The sequence below is a fragment of the Mitsuokella jalaludinii genome (assembly GCF_928722185.1).
GTDB lineage: Bacteria > Bacillota > Negativicutes > Selenomonadales > Selenomonadaceae > Mitsuokella > Mitsuokella jalaludinii.
The window spans coordinates 676941-691151 of the sequence record NZ_CAKMXA010000001.1; the positions used below are offsets into that span (position 1 = coordinate 676941).

Consider the following 14211-nt stretch of genomic DNA (forward strand, 5'->3'; position numbering starts at 1 on the left):
CAGCGTGATATTGCCATTATTTTCTCGCCTTATTGCAGCTTACAGCATATTTGGCTATAGTTTTATGTAAATATTTATATGAAATTTTACATAAACAGCCTAGAAAAAAGCGGCCAGCATCTGGCCGCTCAATCTCGACGAAGAAAACCTTCTTGATTTATTTCATTTTATTTCGACTGGGCGAAGCGGCGGATGGCCTGCTTGCTGATGCGCCGCACACCCTCGAAGGGCTCGCCCCCCACTTCGGCCATGCACTGCGCGACGATCTCCGTCGAGATGGGAGCCATGCTCTTGAAGAGGCCGATGGCATTGAGCGCCTGGAGGGCCTTGACAGAAATCGTCTCGAGCGGCCGCTTCGCGTGCTTGCGGATGAGAGAGGGAGGCTGCACGATGGTCAGGCCCGCAAAGCCGAGCGCCTCCACGTCCCTCTCGATGACGCCCTTGAGCTTCATGTAGAAGAACGAAGAGCCTGTATCGGCACCAGCTGACGAGACGAGCACCATGTGACGGACGCCGTTCTGCTTCGCGAAGGTCGCGAACATCAGCTGGTAGTCGTGGTCGATGTGATACTGCGCCTCCTTCGAGCCCGCCTGCTTCTTCGAGGTGCCGAGCGCCGAGAAGATGACATCCCCCTGCACGAGATCATGCCAGCCTTCCGTGCGCTCAAAATCAACGACGTACGGCCGCAGCTTCGGGTCATCGACACCGAGTTCGCGGCGCGTGAAGGTGCGCACCTCTGTATAGCGCGGGTCGGCGCAGAGCGCCTCCACGAGGTCGCGCCCGACGGCACCTGTCGCACCGACAACAATCGCTCTCATATCGTCATCCTTCCTCTACCATACCAACAGTCAATAATCAAAATAACGCTTTGCCATCCCCTGCAAGATGCCCCTCGCACGGAAATCGGCTAGGACGAGATTGACCACCCTGACCATATCGGCACGCTTCCGGCTCATCACGATGCAGAATGCCTCACGCGTGAAGGGATGCGCCAGGAGCGGTGCGGCCAGAGCTGGCACCTGCCGCGTGTAGAAGGCTGCCTCCACCGTCTCCGTGATCATGACATCCGCCTTGCCCGCTGCGATGCAGTCCGGGATAGCGGCATTCCTGGCAAAGACACGGCAGTCGGCATGATGAAGATGCGTTTTGACGAAATCCTCATTCGTGCCGCCAGGATTATACAAAACGCGGACCCCCGGGCGATCAACATCGGCCAGACTGCCGAAGCGCGCCGCGTCGGCCTCGCGGCAGAGGATTGTCTTGCCCGTCTCAAGGTAGCTGTCTGACAGGATCAGCTCTTCTTTGCGCTGCGGCGTGCGGGATATGCCGCCGATTGCCATGTCAAAAGCATCCGTCTTGGCCTCGTGGGCTAGCATATCCCAGGAAATCTCCTTGAACACCACCTCGTAGCCGAGCTCCGCAGCGATGCGCCAGGCTAGTTCGATATCAAACCCGCGGTACGAGTCCGTGAACGGCTCATGATAGGCCATCGGCCGGTAATCGCCTGGCGTGCCTAACAGCAGACTTTTCTCAGTGGATTCCATAGCTTGCATTGAACCGGCGATTGATATCGCGGATTTCTTCCTTTCCTTCGATATACGGCTGATACATCTTGAACGGGTCTCCGACCCCCAGGGCACAGCCGGAGCAGTTCTCGCAACCCGATTCACAGGAGAGCGACCGCCGCACGATCTCCTCGCGCTCCTCTCGCGTCGTATCCTTTATGAGTACACTCTTGTATCCTTTCATGACACATCATTTCCCCTATCTGTCCAGTCTCATCGTAATATAGCGTTTCCTCTATTATAAGACTATTGTTCCTGATTTGCCACAGGCAAATTACTGCTGCAAGAACCTTCCCTTTTTCTTTTATCTCATCTGTGCTATCATCAAGAAAGTATCTCTTGTGATTCACTTTGGCGCGCATGACGTGCCAAGAAAGGAGCGACAACATGACAGAGAATCATGCAACTATACCAATCAAAGAAGAGATGGCGATGCGCGGACGCATCATCGTGCGCACGAGTGTTATCGGCATCATCGTCAACATCCTGCTCGCGGCCTTCAAGGCGGCCGTCGGCATCACGGCGAATTCCATTGCTGTGCTGCTCGACGCGGTCAACAATCTGTCAGATGCCCTGTCGTCCGTCATCACGGTCGTCGGTGCCAAGCTCGCGGGGCGCAAACCAGACAAGGAGCATCCATTCGGCCATGGCCGCATCGAGTACCTGAGCGCCATGATCATCGCGGCCATCGTCTTCTACGCGGGCCTGACCTCGCTCTGGGAATCGGGCAAGAAGATCATCGAGCCAGAAGCGGCCGACTACAGTGCCCTGTCGCTCGTGATCATCGCCGTGGCCGTCATCGTCAAGATCGTGCTCGGCCGCTATTTCAAACGCCAGGGCCAGGCCGCTGAATCAGGCGCACTCGAGGCCTCCGGGGCCGATGCCCTGTTTGACGCCATCCTGTCCTTCTCGGTCCTCATCTCGGCACTCATCTATCTCGGCACGGGCATCTCACTCGAGGCATACGTCGGCGTCGTCATCGCGGCTTTCATCATCAAGTCCGGCATCGACATGATGCGCGAGACGCTCAACGACATCCTGGGCGAGCGGCCGGACCCCGCCCTTGTGCGCAAAATCAAGGGGCTGCTCGCCAGCGAGCCTGAAATCCGCGGTGCTTACGACCTCATGATGAACAACTACGGCCCCGGACGCAACTACGCCTCCGTTCACATCGAGCTGCCCGACACCATGAGCGTTGAAGAAGCCGACCGCCTGACCCGTCGCATCCACGACAAGATTTTCGAGGCCACCGGCGTGCGCCTCATGGGCGTCAGCGTCTACTCCTACAACGCAAAAGACCAGGGCGCCACCCCCATCCGCAAGGCCATCTACAAGATCGTCATGGCACATCCCTACGCCCTGCAGGTCCACGGCTTCTACGTCGACCGGGCCAAGAAAGAGATGCGCTTCGACGTCGTCGTGCGCTTCGGCAACGACCTGCAGACCATCCTCAAAGAACTGCACGAAGAAGTCCAGGCCGCCTACCCCGACTACCACATCCTCATCGACCCCGACATGGATATCTCCGCCATCGGCCAAGGCCGACATGCATGATGCGACGCGTACGCCACAGGATCAAAGCTGCCCCTGCTCCGTCAGGAACTTCCTCGCCCACGCCTCATCCACCACAGGCTCCGCCTTCCGGATATCGCCGAGCTTCTTTGCGTACTCCGCGTGGATCTGGTTGTAGATCTTGCGCGGGAAATCCGCGAGCCCGAGCGTCTCTTTGCCGCGCACGAGCTGGATGCGGTGATGGCCTTTCGAGTCTGTGTAGAAGTAGGCGTGCTCCCCGCCCTGCGCCTTGCCAGCCGCCGCGTACTGGTAGCAGACCATGAACTTGTAGATCTCGACGAGACGGTCGTCGAGTCCTGCATCAAAGATGAAGAGCTTCTCGCGGAAGGCCAGGCGGTCGTCAACGGCGCGCAGCACGTAGGGGCGCGTCGTCTTTTCCATCTCCGTCGCCCAGTCCTTGAGCGCGACGCCCTTGCCGCGCAGCATCTCGAGCGCCTTGGCACCATCCTCAAGCTTGCCGTAGTTGATCATGTAGTGATCCTCCGGCTGATGGTAGAGGAAGGGATAGTCAACCGTCGTCTTCATCCCGCACTGCGGGCAGACGAACTGGAAGAGCGAACCATCGCGCACCTTCGCCTTGAGCGCCGGGCTCTCCTTCGTGTTGATGCTCTTGTAGACCGTAAAATCACCCTGTGCATGGCAGCTGGGGCAGGTAACACGGACATGTCTCGTACTGGTCATCGTATACAATCCTTTCTGCATTGCTTATAGCCAACTATTGCCTATGATAACACACTTTCCGCCGCTCTGCCGCCTCCTCTCCTGCAAAATCTTCACATTTTCTTCACAATCTCGCCATATCTTCTGCACAGTCTTTGCATATACTGGTTGCATCAGATGGTTATGAACAATCGTGCTAGAAACGAAAGGAAGGTTTTCTCTATGATGATGACGAATTACATGGAAGTGCTCATGAGCAACCAGCCCTGGAACCTCATCGCCTTCATGGTGCTGCCCGTCGCAATGGCGGAGCTCCTGACAGCGGCAGAGCTCTTCATTCTCGCAAGGCCGGAGCAGAGCGCGGGCTGGAAACGGCTCAGTCACGGCCTCGGCATCGCCCTCGGGCTCTACTTTCTCGGCGTGTTCCTCTACTTCGTCCTGCACATCCTCCCGGGCATCTCGCTGCGCGGCTGGATTGACGAGCTCGCCATTGCCGCGTATCTCGCCGGTGTTCTGCCGCTCGGCGCGATTGCCCTGCAGGAGCTCGGCCTCTTCGGTGGACCGTCGGCCAAGCGCCAGTGGCACCACATCCTGCTGCTCATCAGCTTCCTCGTCGTCAGCCACATTGCGATGATCTTCGGCATGGTCGACCCGACACTCTCGGGCTGGCAGCCGCCAATGCCGCAGACGGAGATGCAGCACATGGGACACATGCATCACATGGACCAGACAGGCATGGGCAGCAGCATGCACCACGATTCCATGCATATGGACCACAATTGATTGCCAAGGGAGAGCTTTGCTCTCCCTATCGTCACGCAAAGGCAGGAACAGACGGAGTTTCAAACCGCTTCCAGATACCCTATTGCAGAAAGGATGGAACACATGCAACGAAGTGTCTTGATTGTCGATGATGACGCACAGCTTAGGCGCGTGCTCGTCGACTTCCTCCAGAAGGAGAACTGGCAGACGCATGAAGCAGCAGACGGCATCGAGGCACTGAAGGCCGTCACGAGATGCCACCCCTCCATCATCATCCTCGACCTCACGATGCCGCACCTCGACGGCATGGAGGTCTGCCGCCGCGTGCGCCAGACCTCGCAGATCCCGATCCTCATGCTGACGGCCCGTGACGACGAAGTCGATAAACTTCTCGGGCTCGAGCTCGGCGCTGACGATTACCTCGTCAAACCCTTCAGCATGCGCGAGCTCGCCGCCCGCATGAAGGCCATCTTGAGGCGCACCCAGCAAGATCCTGGCAGCACGCAGGAAGATTCTCTGCTCCACTGCCAGAACCTCGTTCTCGATATCCGCCGCCATACGGCATCCATCGGCGGAAGCAAGCTTTCCCTGACACCGATCGAGTTCTCAATGCTCGAGCTCTTCCTGCGCCATCCCGAGCAGGTCTTCAACCGCCTGCAGCTGCTCGAGGCCACGCACGGCTTTGCCTTCGAGGGCTACGAGCGGACCGTCGATGCTCACATCCGCAACCTGCGCCGCAAGATGGAATCTGCAGCTCCCGGGACAAAGTACATCCAGACGGTGTACGGCATCGGCTACAAACTGGGAGGAAACATCGATGTTTGACCGCCACAGCATCCAGCTCAAGCTCGCCGGCAGCACTTTTCTGCTCCTGGCCTTCACCGTCTGCAGCCTGATTGTCCTGACAAACGCGCAGATGGAGACGGCCTTCGGCGATTACATCGCCCTGCATCTCGCCGTCATGGACCACGGGCCGGCCGAGACGATGTTCATCCACTCCGTCCACCAGTCGCTCTGGTGGGTTGGCCTCTTCTTCATCCTGATGGGGCTCATCATCACCTCTGTCCTTGCCGCAGGCATCACGAGGCCGCTGCGCCGCCTCACGAAAGCCGCTGCGGCTGTGGAGCGCGGCCACTTCAACCAGCGCGTCCCTGTCGGCTCGCGCGATGAGGTTGGCCAATTGGCCACCGTCTTTAACCGAATGGCCGCGAAGCTCTCGCAGAACGAACAGGCACAGCGCGACTTCTTCGCGAGCATCACGCACGAACTGCGCACGCCGCTCGCCGTCCTGCAGGGCACCCTCGAGAACATGACGACCGGTGTCACCGAGCCGACGCCAGAACGCCTCTTTGCCATGCAGGAAGAAGTCATGCGGCTCAACCGCCTCGTGACCGACCTGCGCGACCTCTCGCTAGCCGCTGTCCATGAACTCCGCCTGCACCTGCGATTGACCGACCTCGGCCAACTCGCGCGCCAGAGCGCCATGCTCATCCAGCCGCTCTTAGACGAGAGAGCACAGCAGCTCCAATGCCAGATTCCTGCACATCTGACCATGCTGCCACTCGATGCGGACCGCATGCGGCAGGTCATCGGCAATCTGCTCGTCAACGCCAGCCGCCACTCAGGTGACGGCAGTCACATCTGCCTGACGGTCAACGAGCAGCCCGACTGCATCGAGCTCTGCGTCGCCAATGACGGCCCGTGCATTCCCGCCGAAGAGCTGCCACACATCTTCGAGAAGTTCTACCAAAGCCAATCTGCCCAAGGTGCAGCCGATTCCCAGCGCGGCTCCGGCCTCGGCCTTGCACTCGCCCAGCAGTATGTAGCGATCCACCACGGCACGATCTCTGCCACATCTACACCAGAAGATGGCACAGCCTTCACGGTTCGCCTGCCCAAATCATAAAAAAGCGGCACCCATGCGGTGCCGCTTTTCTCTTGCTTCATTCTGTTCACTTCTGCAGGCTGGCGCGGAAGGCGGCAATGCCGCGGATATCGTCCGGCGTCGTGCGGCAGCAGCCGCCAATGAGGCGTGCGCCCGCTTCGTACCACTGACGCACAAAGTCGCGATACGGCGTAGGGCTGCCGTGCCACGTCTTTGTCACCGCATCATACGTCTCGCCTGTATTCGGGTAGACGACGACGGGCTTCGTGGTGTGCACGCGGATATTGCGGATGAGGTCGGCCACGTACTGCGGTGCCGTGCAGTTGACGCCGATGGCTGTGACCTGGCGCTCCTTGTCGAGCAGCCGCGCGCAGTCTGCGATGGCATCGCCACCGCAGGTGTGCGCCTCATCCTTGCACGAGAACGAGATCCAGGCCCCCATGTCTGGGTAGTGGTGCAAGTCCGCGAGGATGGCCAGCGCTTCATCGAGCAGAGGCATCGTCTCGCAGGCCAGGATGTCCGGCTCAGCCGCGACGAGGATGTCGAGGCGCTCCGCATGGAAATCTGCAAGCTCTGCGCGGCTCGCCCTGTAGTCGCCGCGGTACTCCGAGCCGTCAGCGAGATAGGCGCCATACGGGCCGACCGAGGCGGCTGCTAGCGGCTGCGGGCGGCCTGCACGCTTCGCCTTTTGCTGCCAGAACGCATCGCGCGCCTGCTGCACGAGGCGGACTGAGCGCACGATGAGCTCTTTTGCCTGCTCGCGCGTGAAGCCCTTCTTCTCGAAGCCCTCAACCGTCGCCTGATAGCTCGCACTCGTCGAGACATCTGCACCGGCCTCGTAGTAGTCACGGTGAACAGCCTCGACGAGCTCCGGCTTCTCGAAGAGTGCCTTGGCCGACCAGAGTTCATCATTCGTGTCAAAACCGCGCCGCGCGAGCTCCGTGCCAAAGGCACCGTCGAGCACGAGCAGCGGGTATCTCTCTAGATTGCGTGCAACCGTATCCATAAATCTCCGTCCCCTTCTGTCTTTTCCATTGTCTTTTCCATTACTGCAGCAATTCCTGCGGCGGCTGCTTGCCGAACCACTTCTCGTAGATCTCCGCGAACTTGCCGTTCGCCTTGATCTTCGCGAGACCGTCATCGATCTTCGTCAGGAGCTCGGTATTCCCCTTGAGCACGGCGATGCCGAGGTCTTCCTTCGTCAAGGCCACCTCTGCCGAGCGGACTTTCTTATTGCCTGCATGGCTCACATAGTACTCATTCGTCGGGATGTCGTTGACAACAGCATCGACGCCGCCGTTCTGTACCTCGAGAAACGCCTCATTGATGGCATTGAATACGCGCACATTGGCGCCGGGGATCTTGCGCGCGGCCTCCTCGCCTGTCGAGCCGATCGAGACGCCGAGCGTCTTGCCCTGCAGATCCTCTGCTGTGTGAATCGTGTCATTGTCCGCCCGCGTGACGACACCGAGGCCTGCGATGTAGTACGGCTTCGAGAAATCCACCGACTGCTTGCGGTCATCCGTGATTGTGATGTCGTTGATCGCGACATCAATTTCCTTAGCCTGCAAAGCCGGGATCAGGCCGTCAAAGGAGCGGTTGCTGATCTCTACGTCAAAGCCTTCTGCCTCACCGATGGCTCGGATGATATCGACATCGAAGCCCTCATAGTCCTTCGTCTCCTGATTCTGTGAGCCGAACGGCGGATAGCTCGCATCCATGCCGACGCGCAGCACACGCTGCCCGGAACTCTTCGTATCCGAAGAGCCAGTCTGGCCGCAGCCAGCCATAAGAGTTGCCGCTCCGAGCAGGCAAACAGCCAATAGCAATGAGAACACTTTCTTCATATCATGAACACCCCACAGAACTATACAGAATTATATTGTAACGTTGTTATAATCATACATTAGTATACATAGCATGTCAATATGTTTTTTTGATCATCTCACACTATGACGACAATCTGATTTTTCTATGAAGATATGGCTAGCTATTTCCCATAAATTGATTGACTTTTCTCACCGTTTTGTTTTACACTGGCAGGGAAAGGAGTGGTTCATCATGAACAAAAAGCAACGCAATGCCTTGATCACCATCGCGATTGGTGCTGCGATCTGGTTTGCACCAGTACCAGCAGGCGTCACGGTCGTGGCCTGGCACCTGGCGGCGGTCTTCATCGCCACGGTCGTCGGATTTATCCTGCAGCCGCTGCCCATTGGCGCCGTCGCCTTCATCGCCATCACCTTCTCGACCCTCAGCGGCCTGCTCAAGGTCAGCGATGCATTGAGCGGCTACGGCAATTCCACCATTTGGCTGATTGTCTGCGCCTTCCTCTACTCGCGCGGCTTCATCAAGAGCGGCCTCGGCAAGCGCATCGCCTTTGGCATCATCAAGGCTATCGGCAAGAGCGCCCTGTCCCTCGGCTACGCAATTGCCTTCAGTGAACTCATCATCTCCCCCGCCACGCCATCGGCAACAGCTCGCGGCGGCGGCATCATGTACCCGATTGTCCGCTCTCTCGCCGGTGCACTCGGATCTGAACCGAACGAAACGGCTAAGAAGATTGGCACGTATCTCATGCAGGTCGGCTATCACTGCGACGCCGTCACCTGCACGATGTTCGTGACATCCATGGCAGGCAACCCGCTCTGCGTAGCACTCGCGGCCAAGACGCTCGGCGTCGAGATCACTTGGATGGGCTGGGCCAGCGCGGCCATCGTGCCGGGCCTCTTGAGTCTATTGCTCGTGCCGCTCGTCATGCTCAAATTGACGAAACCGGAGCTCGTCAGCATCCCAGATGCCAAGCACCTCGCACAGAAAGAGCTCGACGCCATGGGACCGATGTCGCGCAGTGAGAAATACCTGACGGTCGTCTTTCTCGGCTCGCTCTTCTTCTGGGCAACATCCGGCCTCACGCATATCGGCGCGACGCCAGTCGCCATGGCAGCCGTCTGCGTCATGATCATCGTCGACGTCATCAACTGGAAAGATGTCCTCAGCGAGAAGGGCGCCTGGGATGCCATGTTCTGGATGGGCTCCCTGATGACGCTCGCCTCGGCTCTCGCAAAGTCCGGCATCATCAAATGGATGGCGAACTCCGCCGGTGCCGCCATCTCCTCGCTCGGACTCGGCTGGGTCGCTTCAGCGCTCATCCTGCTGCTCTTCTACACCTACATCCACTACTGCTTCGCCAGCGTTACGGCGCGCATCAGTGCTCTTTACGCGGCCTTCATCGCCGTCAGCGTCGCCGTCGGCGCGCCGCCGCTCATGACGGCCATCATCTTCGGCATCTTCGCCGACGTGCCGATTTCCCTGACGCATTACGGCAATGGCTGCGCCCCGATCTACTACGGCGCAGGCTACGTCTCACAGAGCGAATGGTGGAAGAACGGCTTTGTCATGACGACCATCACCACCGTCATCTACCTGACCATCGGTGCCGCCTGGTGGAAAGTCATCGGACTCTGGTAATCCTGAAACTTCATGCAGGTATTATAAAAACGAATTACAAAAAAGCGCTGTCTCGCAAACGATATGCGAGACAGCGCTTTTTTCATTCATTAATCTATACCATGGAAATCCCGCACGGCTGCCGGGGGCTCCTCATGCTTGCCGAGCATCTTCTCCATCCAGGCGACGTCGTACCAGCGTCCGAACTTGTAGCCACTCTGATGGAAGATGCCGGCCATCTGGTAGCCGAGGCGTTTGTGAAAAGCGAGGCTACCGACGGTCAGGTACGGGTCATCGGCTGCGCGCGGCACGGCAATGCAGGCATTGATATTGAGCACCCCCATCCCGCGCAGCGCGTCCTCCAAAGCTGCATAAAGCTTGCGGCCAAGCCCCTGTCCCCTAGCGTCACTCGCGACGTAGATGCTCGCTTCGACCGACCAAGCGTAGGCCGCCCGCCCGTAAAACTCATGCGCATAGACGTAGCCGAGCACACGGCCTTCCTGCTCTGCGACGAGATACGGGTAATGCTCGAATATCTTTTTGCGCCTCGTCTCCATCTCCGCCGCATCCGGCACCTCGTACTCAAAAGTGATAGCTGTCTTCTCTACATAATAAGCGTAGATGCGTGCCAGAGCCTCCGCATCCTGAGCCCGCGCCACGCGGATCTTGATGTTTTTCTCCACTGGATCAGCCCTTGAGCTTCAGGCCATCGTGGAATGCCTTGCCGACGACGGGACCGATGACGCGGTACGTCATGGTCGCGATGTCAAAGATGATGGGCTGGAGTTTGTCGTAGTCGACTTTGCCATCCGTCAGAACGGCTTCATCGGCCTGCTCGGCGACGATCTTGCCGATGAGGATGCCCGTCTCATCGTCGTAGCTCTTCATCTCGCACTCGAGCGTCACGGGGAATTCTTCGATGATTGGTGCATTGACGTGCGCGCTCTTGTGCGTGTGGCAGCCAGCCTTCTCGATCTTGTTGACCTTACGGCCTGTCTCGACACCGAAGTAGTCGGCAATCTCGACGGTGTCCTTCGTCGCAAACGCCACGGTGAATGCCTTCGTCTTCTTGACATTGTCCGTTGTCTTATGCGGTGCGAGGAAGAGCGTGATCTCGCCGTAGTCCGACTGCGCGCCCCAGGCTGCATTCATCGCATTCGGCACACCGTTCTCGTCGTACGTGCCGATGATGAAGACGCCCTCCGGCGCAATGCATGCCTTCTGCCCCGAAAATTCCTTGCTCATATTCATGACTTCCTTTCATTTCATGATGCTTTACTGATGTATATTTCGCTTTCATTGAGCAAAATCCTGCTTCGTCACACGATATCGTCGCATGCGCGCAAACAAAAAACCTGCCGCAAAAAGCGACAGGCTCTATTGCTAAAGGCAATCTCATTCACTGCAGGACGGCTGGCAGCCAGGTGGCGAGATCTGGTGCGAGGCACAAGAGGACAATCTCGAGTGCCATGATGATGGCGAACGGCACGGAGCCCTGGATGATCTGGCCGATCGTGCTGTCGGGGCTGATGCCCTTGATGACGAAGAGGTTCATGCCGACTGGCGGCGTGATGAGGGCCAGCTCCATGTTGATGAGCATGACGACATTGAACCAGATGAGATCGAAGCCGAGCGACTTGACGATCGGATAGAGCATCGGCAGCGTGATGAGGATGATGGAGACCGTCTCGAGCACACAGCCAAGTGCCAGGAGGACGATGTTGATGCCGATGAAGATGAGCCAGCGGCTGACCTGAGCATTCGTCACGAGCGACATGAGGGCCTGCGGTGCCTGCAGCGCCGTCAGGATAAAGCCAAAGAGCATCGCGCCGATCATGATGGCGAAAATCATCGCAGTCGTCTTGACCGTATCCTCTAAGATGCCGCTCATATCGCGCAGCGTCACCGTGCGGTAGACGAAGAATGCGATGATAATGCTGTAGAACGTGCCGACGGCTGCGGCCTCAGTCGGCGTGAAAAGGCCTGTGTAGATGCCGCCGACGACGAGGATCGGCAAGAAGAGGCCCCAGATGTTTTCTTTGAGGATGCTCCAGCGCTCCTGCCAGCTTGCAGGAGCCTGGCGCTCCATATGGCGGCAGCGGAAGACGAGATAGCAGATGAAGAAGGCTGTCATGAGGACACCCGGCACGATGCCGGAGAGGAAGAGTTTGCCGACCGACTCGCCCGTGATGGAGCCGTAGAGGATCATCGGGATGCTCGGCGGGATCAGGATGCCGAGTGTGCCGCCCGCGGCAACAGCACCGAGGACTGTCGTGCGCTCATAGCCGCGCTTGAGCATCTCCGGGATGGCCATGGCGCCGATCGTCACAGCTGTCGCCACACTCGACCCCGATATCGCGGCAAAGATCGCACAGGCGAAGATTGTCGCAACGCCGATGCCGCCTGGCAGATGGCCGAGCCACTTGCTGCCGAGCTCGAAGAGGCCGTTGCCGACCCTGCCCTTGAGCAGGATCTCGCTCATCAGGATGTAGAGCGGCACGGCAACGAGCACGAAATCGTCGAGTGTCTTATAGGCAATGACCGGGATCTGCGTGAACGCCGCAGGGCCGCCGAGGAAGAAGAGCATGCCGAGCACGCCGCCGAGCAGTAGAACAAACGCCACAGGCATGCCGAGAGCGAACAAAGCTAAGATGATGATGGTATAGACAGCAGGCATTCAACGCACCTTCCCTTCCGGATGTTCATTGCGATCCTGATCCAGCGGCAAGCGCAGCAGCTCGAAGAGGAAACGGCGGGCAATCTCGCCGAGCAGCAAAAGAGAGCCAAAGACGAGCGCGAACTGCGGGATAAAAAGTGGGAAGCGCAGGATGGACGGCGATAATTTATGGTAGACATACGACGAGGTCACGAGGTCCATGCTCTCCGTCATGAAGATCAGGAAGAGCAGGAACGAGATCACATTGATGACCATGTCGAGCTTGCGCTTTGTCTCAGGGGCAAGGCGTCCCGCGAAGATGTCGACGCGCACATGGGCGTTGTCGCGGAAGGCGACGGCCAGCCCGAGGAAGCCCGCGATGAGGATGGCATACGTCGAAACCTCAAGCACCCACTCTGTCGGCGAATGGAAGAAATCGCGCACAACGATCTCGTAACAGATAATCAAGGCCGTAATGAGCAGCAGGCAGCCGGCCAGGACAGCGGCAGCGCGCGTGACCTTGCCGAGTATGCGGTCATAGAGCAGTACGATATCTTTGAATGTCATGAAAGTCCGCTTCCTTTCTTTCTCAATTTCTCAATCTCTCAATTCACGGTCACTGGTTGGCTGCGAGGCACTGGTCGACGAGCTGGCGGCCGAGATCGCCCATCTTGCGGATGAAGTTCTCGCGGACCGGCATTGTCGCTTCCTGCCACTTCGGGATATCCTCCGGCGGGATCTCGTAGACTTCCATGCCGGCATCGCGGAGTTTCTCCATGCAAGCGCGGTCTTCCTGGCGCGTCTGCTCACGCAGTTCATCGCGCGTCTCCTTGGCGCACTGCTCGACGAGCTGCTTCTGATCGTCCGTCAGGCGATCCCAGGAACTGCCGTTGACGGCCAGCACGAACTCGCAGTACGCGTGGTTCGTCATCGTCAGGTACTTAGCAACCTCGTAAATCTTTCTCTGGTACATGGCCGTCGTTCCGGAAGTCTGGCCATCGATCGTGCCGCGCTGCATGGCCATGTAGACCTCACTCGAACTCATCGTGACGGGCGAGGCGCCGAGCGCCTTGATCGTCTCAGCCGGGATCTGGCCGTAGCCGCGCAGCTGCAATCCCTTGAAATCCTCCGGTTCCTTGAGCGGACGCTGGTTGTTGCAGAACTGCACGTAGCCGTAATCTACCCAGATCAGCGGATGAACGCCCTTGCGCTCCATCTCGCTCGTCAGCGTGCGTCCGAGACTTCCGTCCATCGCGCGTCCGACGGCTTCGTAGCTGTTCAGCAGGAACGGCACATCGAGCACATTGAGTGCGGGCACGACGGTCGTCCACATCGCCGTGGAGTTCAGGCCCATGTCGAGGCCGCCCGTCATGATGGCATCGTTCATGCTCTTGTCGGTGTAGAGCTGACCGGCCGGGTACGTCGTGATCTTAATGCTACCATTCGAACGTTCATTGACGCGCTGTGCAAAGCGCTCCATGCCCTGCGATAGGTAATGATCCTGTGGCAAGTGGTAGGCGAGCTTCAGCTCGACAGGTCCACCCTGTGCGGCCTGATGTTCGCGAGCCATCTTGCCGAGTCCACAGCCCGATAGCAGCAGGGAACAGCCCACCATAATAGACAACAAGCAAATGATTCCTTTCTTTCCCCAATTCCTCATC

16 protein-coding genes are annotated in these 14211 nt (G+C 58.5%); 5 read left to right on the forward strand and 11 right to left on the reverse strand.

What is annotated here, in order from left to right:
- Positions 1 to 167 precede the first annotated feature (167 nt).
- The 3 genes from QDI87_RS03085 to QDI87_RS03095 are packed head-to-tail and all read right to left on the reverse strand — an operon-like array spanning position 168 to position 1749.
- Positions 168 to 818, reverse strand: a complete 651-nt coding sequence (locus QDI87_RS03085) for an NAD(P)H-binding protein (RefSeq protein WP_255240397.1) — start codon at positions 816 to 818, stop codon at positions 168 to 170.
- 30 nt (positions 819 to 848) lie between these two features.
- Positions 849 to 1553: a transporter substrate-binding domain-containing protein gene (locus QDI87_RS03090; protein ID WP_081828445.1), complete on the reverse strand. Its 705-nt coding sequence runs from the start codon at positions 1551 to 1553 to the stop codon at positions 849 to 851.
- Complete coding sequence (locus QDI87_RS03095; RefSeq protein ID WP_036376922.1) at positions 1531 to 1749, reverse strand: hypothetical protein; 219 nt, start codon at positions 1747 to 1749, stop codon at positions 1531 to 1533. The genes QDI87_RS03090 and QDI87_RS03095 overlap by 23 nt, the downstream gene beginning before the upstream one ends.
- Positions 1750 to 1952: 203 nt before the next feature.
- Between QDI87_RS03095 and QDI87_RS03100 the strand changes: the two genes are divergently transcribed.
- The gene (locus tag QDI87_RS03100) at positions 1953 to 3119 is read left to right on the forward strand and encodes a cation diffusion facilitator family transporter (RefSeq protein WP_255240398.1); all 1167 of its coding nucleotides are present in this window, start codon (positions 1953 to 1955) and stop codon (positions 3117 to 3119) included.
- Positions 3120 to 3140: 21 nt separating this feature from the next.
- Here the strand turns inward: QDI87_RS03100 and QDI87_RS03105 are convergent, their stop codons facing one another.
- The gene (locus QDI87_RS03105) at positions 3141 to 3818 is read right to left on the reverse strand and encodes a CpXC domain-containing protein (protein WP_051652219.1); all 678 of its coding nucleotides are present in this window, start codon (positions 3816 to 3818) and stop codon (positions 3141 to 3143) included.
- Between the two features lie 201 nt (positions 3819 to 4019).
- Between QDI87_RS03105 and QDI87_RS03110 the strand changes: the two genes are divergently transcribed.
- The 3 genes from QDI87_RS03110 to QDI87_RS03120 all read left to right on the forward strand — a co-directional run bounded on the left by QDI87_RS03110 (position 4020) and on the right by QDI87_RS03120 (position 6465).
- Positions 4020 to 4580, forward strand: a complete 561-nt coding sequence (locus QDI87_RS03110; RefSeq protein WP_036376925.1) for a DUF6803 family protein — start codon at positions 4020 to 4022, stop codon at positions 4578 to 4580.
- A 102-nt stretch (positions 4581 to 4682) separates the two neighbouring features.
- The gene (locus QDI87_RS03115; RefSeq protein ID WP_278742198.1) at positions 4683 to 5384 is read left to right on the forward strand and encodes a response regulator transcription factor; all 702 of its coding nucleotides are present in this window, start codon (positions 4683 to 4685) and stop codon (positions 5382 to 5384) included.
- Positions 5377 to 6465: a HAMP domain-containing sensor histidine kinase gene (locus QDI87_RS03120; protein WP_036376930.1), complete on the forward strand. Its 1089-nt coding sequence runs from the start codon at positions 5377 to 5379 to the stop codon at positions 6463 to 6465. Before QDI87_RS03115 ends, QDI87_RS03120 begins: the two co-directional genes overlap by 8 nt.
- A 46-nt stretch (positions 6466 to 6511) precedes the next feature.
- Here the strand turns inward: QDI87_RS03120 and mmuM are convergent, their stop codons facing one another.
- Together mmuM and QDI87_RS03130 are read right to left on the reverse strand one after the other, a co-directional pair.
- Positions 6512 to 7450: a homocysteine S-methyltransferase gene (gene mmuM / locus QDI87_RS03125; protein ID WP_036376932.1), complete on the reverse strand. Its 939-nt coding sequence runs from the start codon at positions 7448 to 7450 to the stop codon at positions 6512 to 6514.
- A gap of 40 nt (positions 7451 to 7490) precedes the next feature.
- The gene (locus QDI87_RS03130; protein ID WP_036376934.1) at positions 7491 to 8291 is read right to left on the reverse strand and encodes a basic amino acid ABC transporter substrate-binding protein; all 801 of its coding nucleotides are present in this window, start codon (positions 8289 to 8291) and stop codon (positions 7491 to 7493) included.
- A gap of 214 nt (positions 8292 to 8505) precedes the next feature.
- Between QDI87_RS03130 and QDI87_RS03135 the strand changes: the two genes are divergently transcribed.
- On the forward strand, positions 8506 to 9915 hold the full coding sequence (locus tag QDI87_RS03135; protein ID WP_036376936.1) for a DASS family sodium-coupled anion symporter: 1410 nt from the start codon (positions 8506 to 8508) through the stop codon (positions 9913 to 9915).
- Positions 9916 to 10004: 89 nt separating this feature from the next.
- Here QDI87_RS03135 and QDI87_RS03140 read toward each other — a convergent pair whose 3' ends face one another.
- The 5 genes from QDI87_RS03140 to QDI87_RS03160 all read right to left on the reverse strand — a co-directional run bounded on the left by QDI87_RS03140 (position 10005) and on the right by QDI87_RS03160 (position 14177).
- The gene (locus QDI87_RS03140) at positions 10005 to 10577 is read right to left on the reverse strand and encodes a GNAT family N-acetyltransferase (RefSeq protein WP_036376938.1); all 573 of its coding nucleotides are present in this window, start codon (positions 10575 to 10577) and stop codon (positions 10005 to 10007) included.
- Positions 10578 to 10581: 4 nt separating this feature from the next.
- On the reverse strand, positions 10582 to 11139 hold the full coding sequence (locus QDI87_RS03145; protein ID WP_036376940.1) for a flavin reductase family protein: 558 nt from the start codon (positions 11137 to 11139) through the stop codon (positions 10582 to 10584).
- 154 nt (positions 11140 to 11293) lie between these two features.
- Positions 11294 to 12571 (reverse strand): TRAP transporter large permease, encoded by a 1278-nt coding sequence (locus QDI87_RS03150; RefSeq protein WP_036376942.1) that lies wholly within the window; start codon positions 12569 to 12571, stop codon positions 11294 to 11296.
- Positions 12572 to 13117: a TRAP transporter small permease subunit gene (locus tag QDI87_RS03155; protein WP_036376944.1), complete on the reverse strand. Its 546-nt coding sequence runs from the start codon at positions 13115 to 13117 to the stop codon at positions 12572 to 12574.
- Positions 13118 to 13166: 49 nt separating this feature from the next.
- A complete protein-coding gene (locus QDI87_RS03160) occupies positions 13167 to 14177 on the reverse strand; it encodes a DctP family TRAP transporter solute-binding subunit (RefSeq protein WP_255240409.1) in 1011 nt (336 codons plus the stop codon).
- Positions 14178 to 14211: the final 34 nt, after the last annotated feature.

Excerpts from the sequence above, each read along its gene's own strand:
- QDI87_RS03085 (WP_255240397.1), bottom strand. The coding sequence starts at position 818 with ATGAGAGCGATTGTTGTCGGTGCGACAGGTGCCGTCGGGCGCGACCTC.
- QDI87_RS03090 (WP_081828445.1), bottom strand. The coding sequence starts at position 1,553 with ATGCAAGCTATGGAATCCACTGAGAAAAGTCTGCTGTTAGGCACGCCA.
- QDI87_RS03095 (WP_036376922.1), bottom strand. The coding sequence starts at position 1,749 with ATGAAAGGATACAAGAGTGTACTCATAAAGGATACGACGCGAGAGGAG.
- QDI87_RS03100 (WP_255240398.1), top strand. The coding sequence starts at position 1,953 with ATGACAGAGAATCATGCAACTATACCAATCAAAGAAGAGATGGCGATG.
- QDI87_RS03105 (WP_051652219.1), bottom strand. The coding sequence starts at position 3,818 with ATGACCAGTACGAGACATGTCCGTGTTACCTGCCCCAGCTGCCATGCA.
- QDI87_RS03110 (WP_036376925.1), top strand. The coding sequence starts at position 4,020 with ATGATGATGACGAATTACATGGAAGTGCTCATGAGCAACCAGCCCTGG.
- QDI87_RS03115 (WP_278742198.1), top strand. The coding sequence starts at position 4,683 with ATGCAACGAAGTGTCTTGATTGTCGATGATGACGCACAGCTTAGGCGC.
- QDI87_RS03120 (WP_036376930.1), top strand. The coding sequence starts at position 5,377 with ATGTTTGACCGCCACAGCATCCAGCTCAAGCTCGCCGGCAGCACTTTT.
- mmuM (WP_036376932.1), bottom strand. The coding sequence starts at position 7,450 with ATGGATACGGTTGCACGCAATCTAGAGAGATACCCGCTGCTCGTGCTC.
- QDI87_RS03130 (WP_036376934.1), bottom strand. The coding sequence starts at position 8,291 with ATGAAGAAAGTGTTCTCATTGCTATTGGCTGTTTGCCTGCTCGGAGCG.
- QDI87_RS03135 (WP_036376936.1), top strand. The coding sequence starts at position 8,506 with ATGAACAAAAAGCAACGCAATGCCTTGATCACCATCGCGATTGGTGCT.
- QDI87_RS03145 (WP_036376940.1), bottom strand. The coding sequence starts at position 11,139 with ATGAGCAAGGAATTTTCGGGGCAGAAGGCATGCATTGCGCCGGAGGGC.
- QDI87_RS03150 (WP_036376942.1), bottom strand. The coding sequence starts at position 12,571 with ATGCCTGCTGTCTATACCATCATCATCTTAGCTTTGTTCGCTCTCGGC.
- QDI87_RS03155 (WP_036376944.1), bottom strand. The coding sequence starts at position 13,117 with ATGACATTCAAAGATATCGTACTGCTCTATGACCGCATACTCGGCAAG.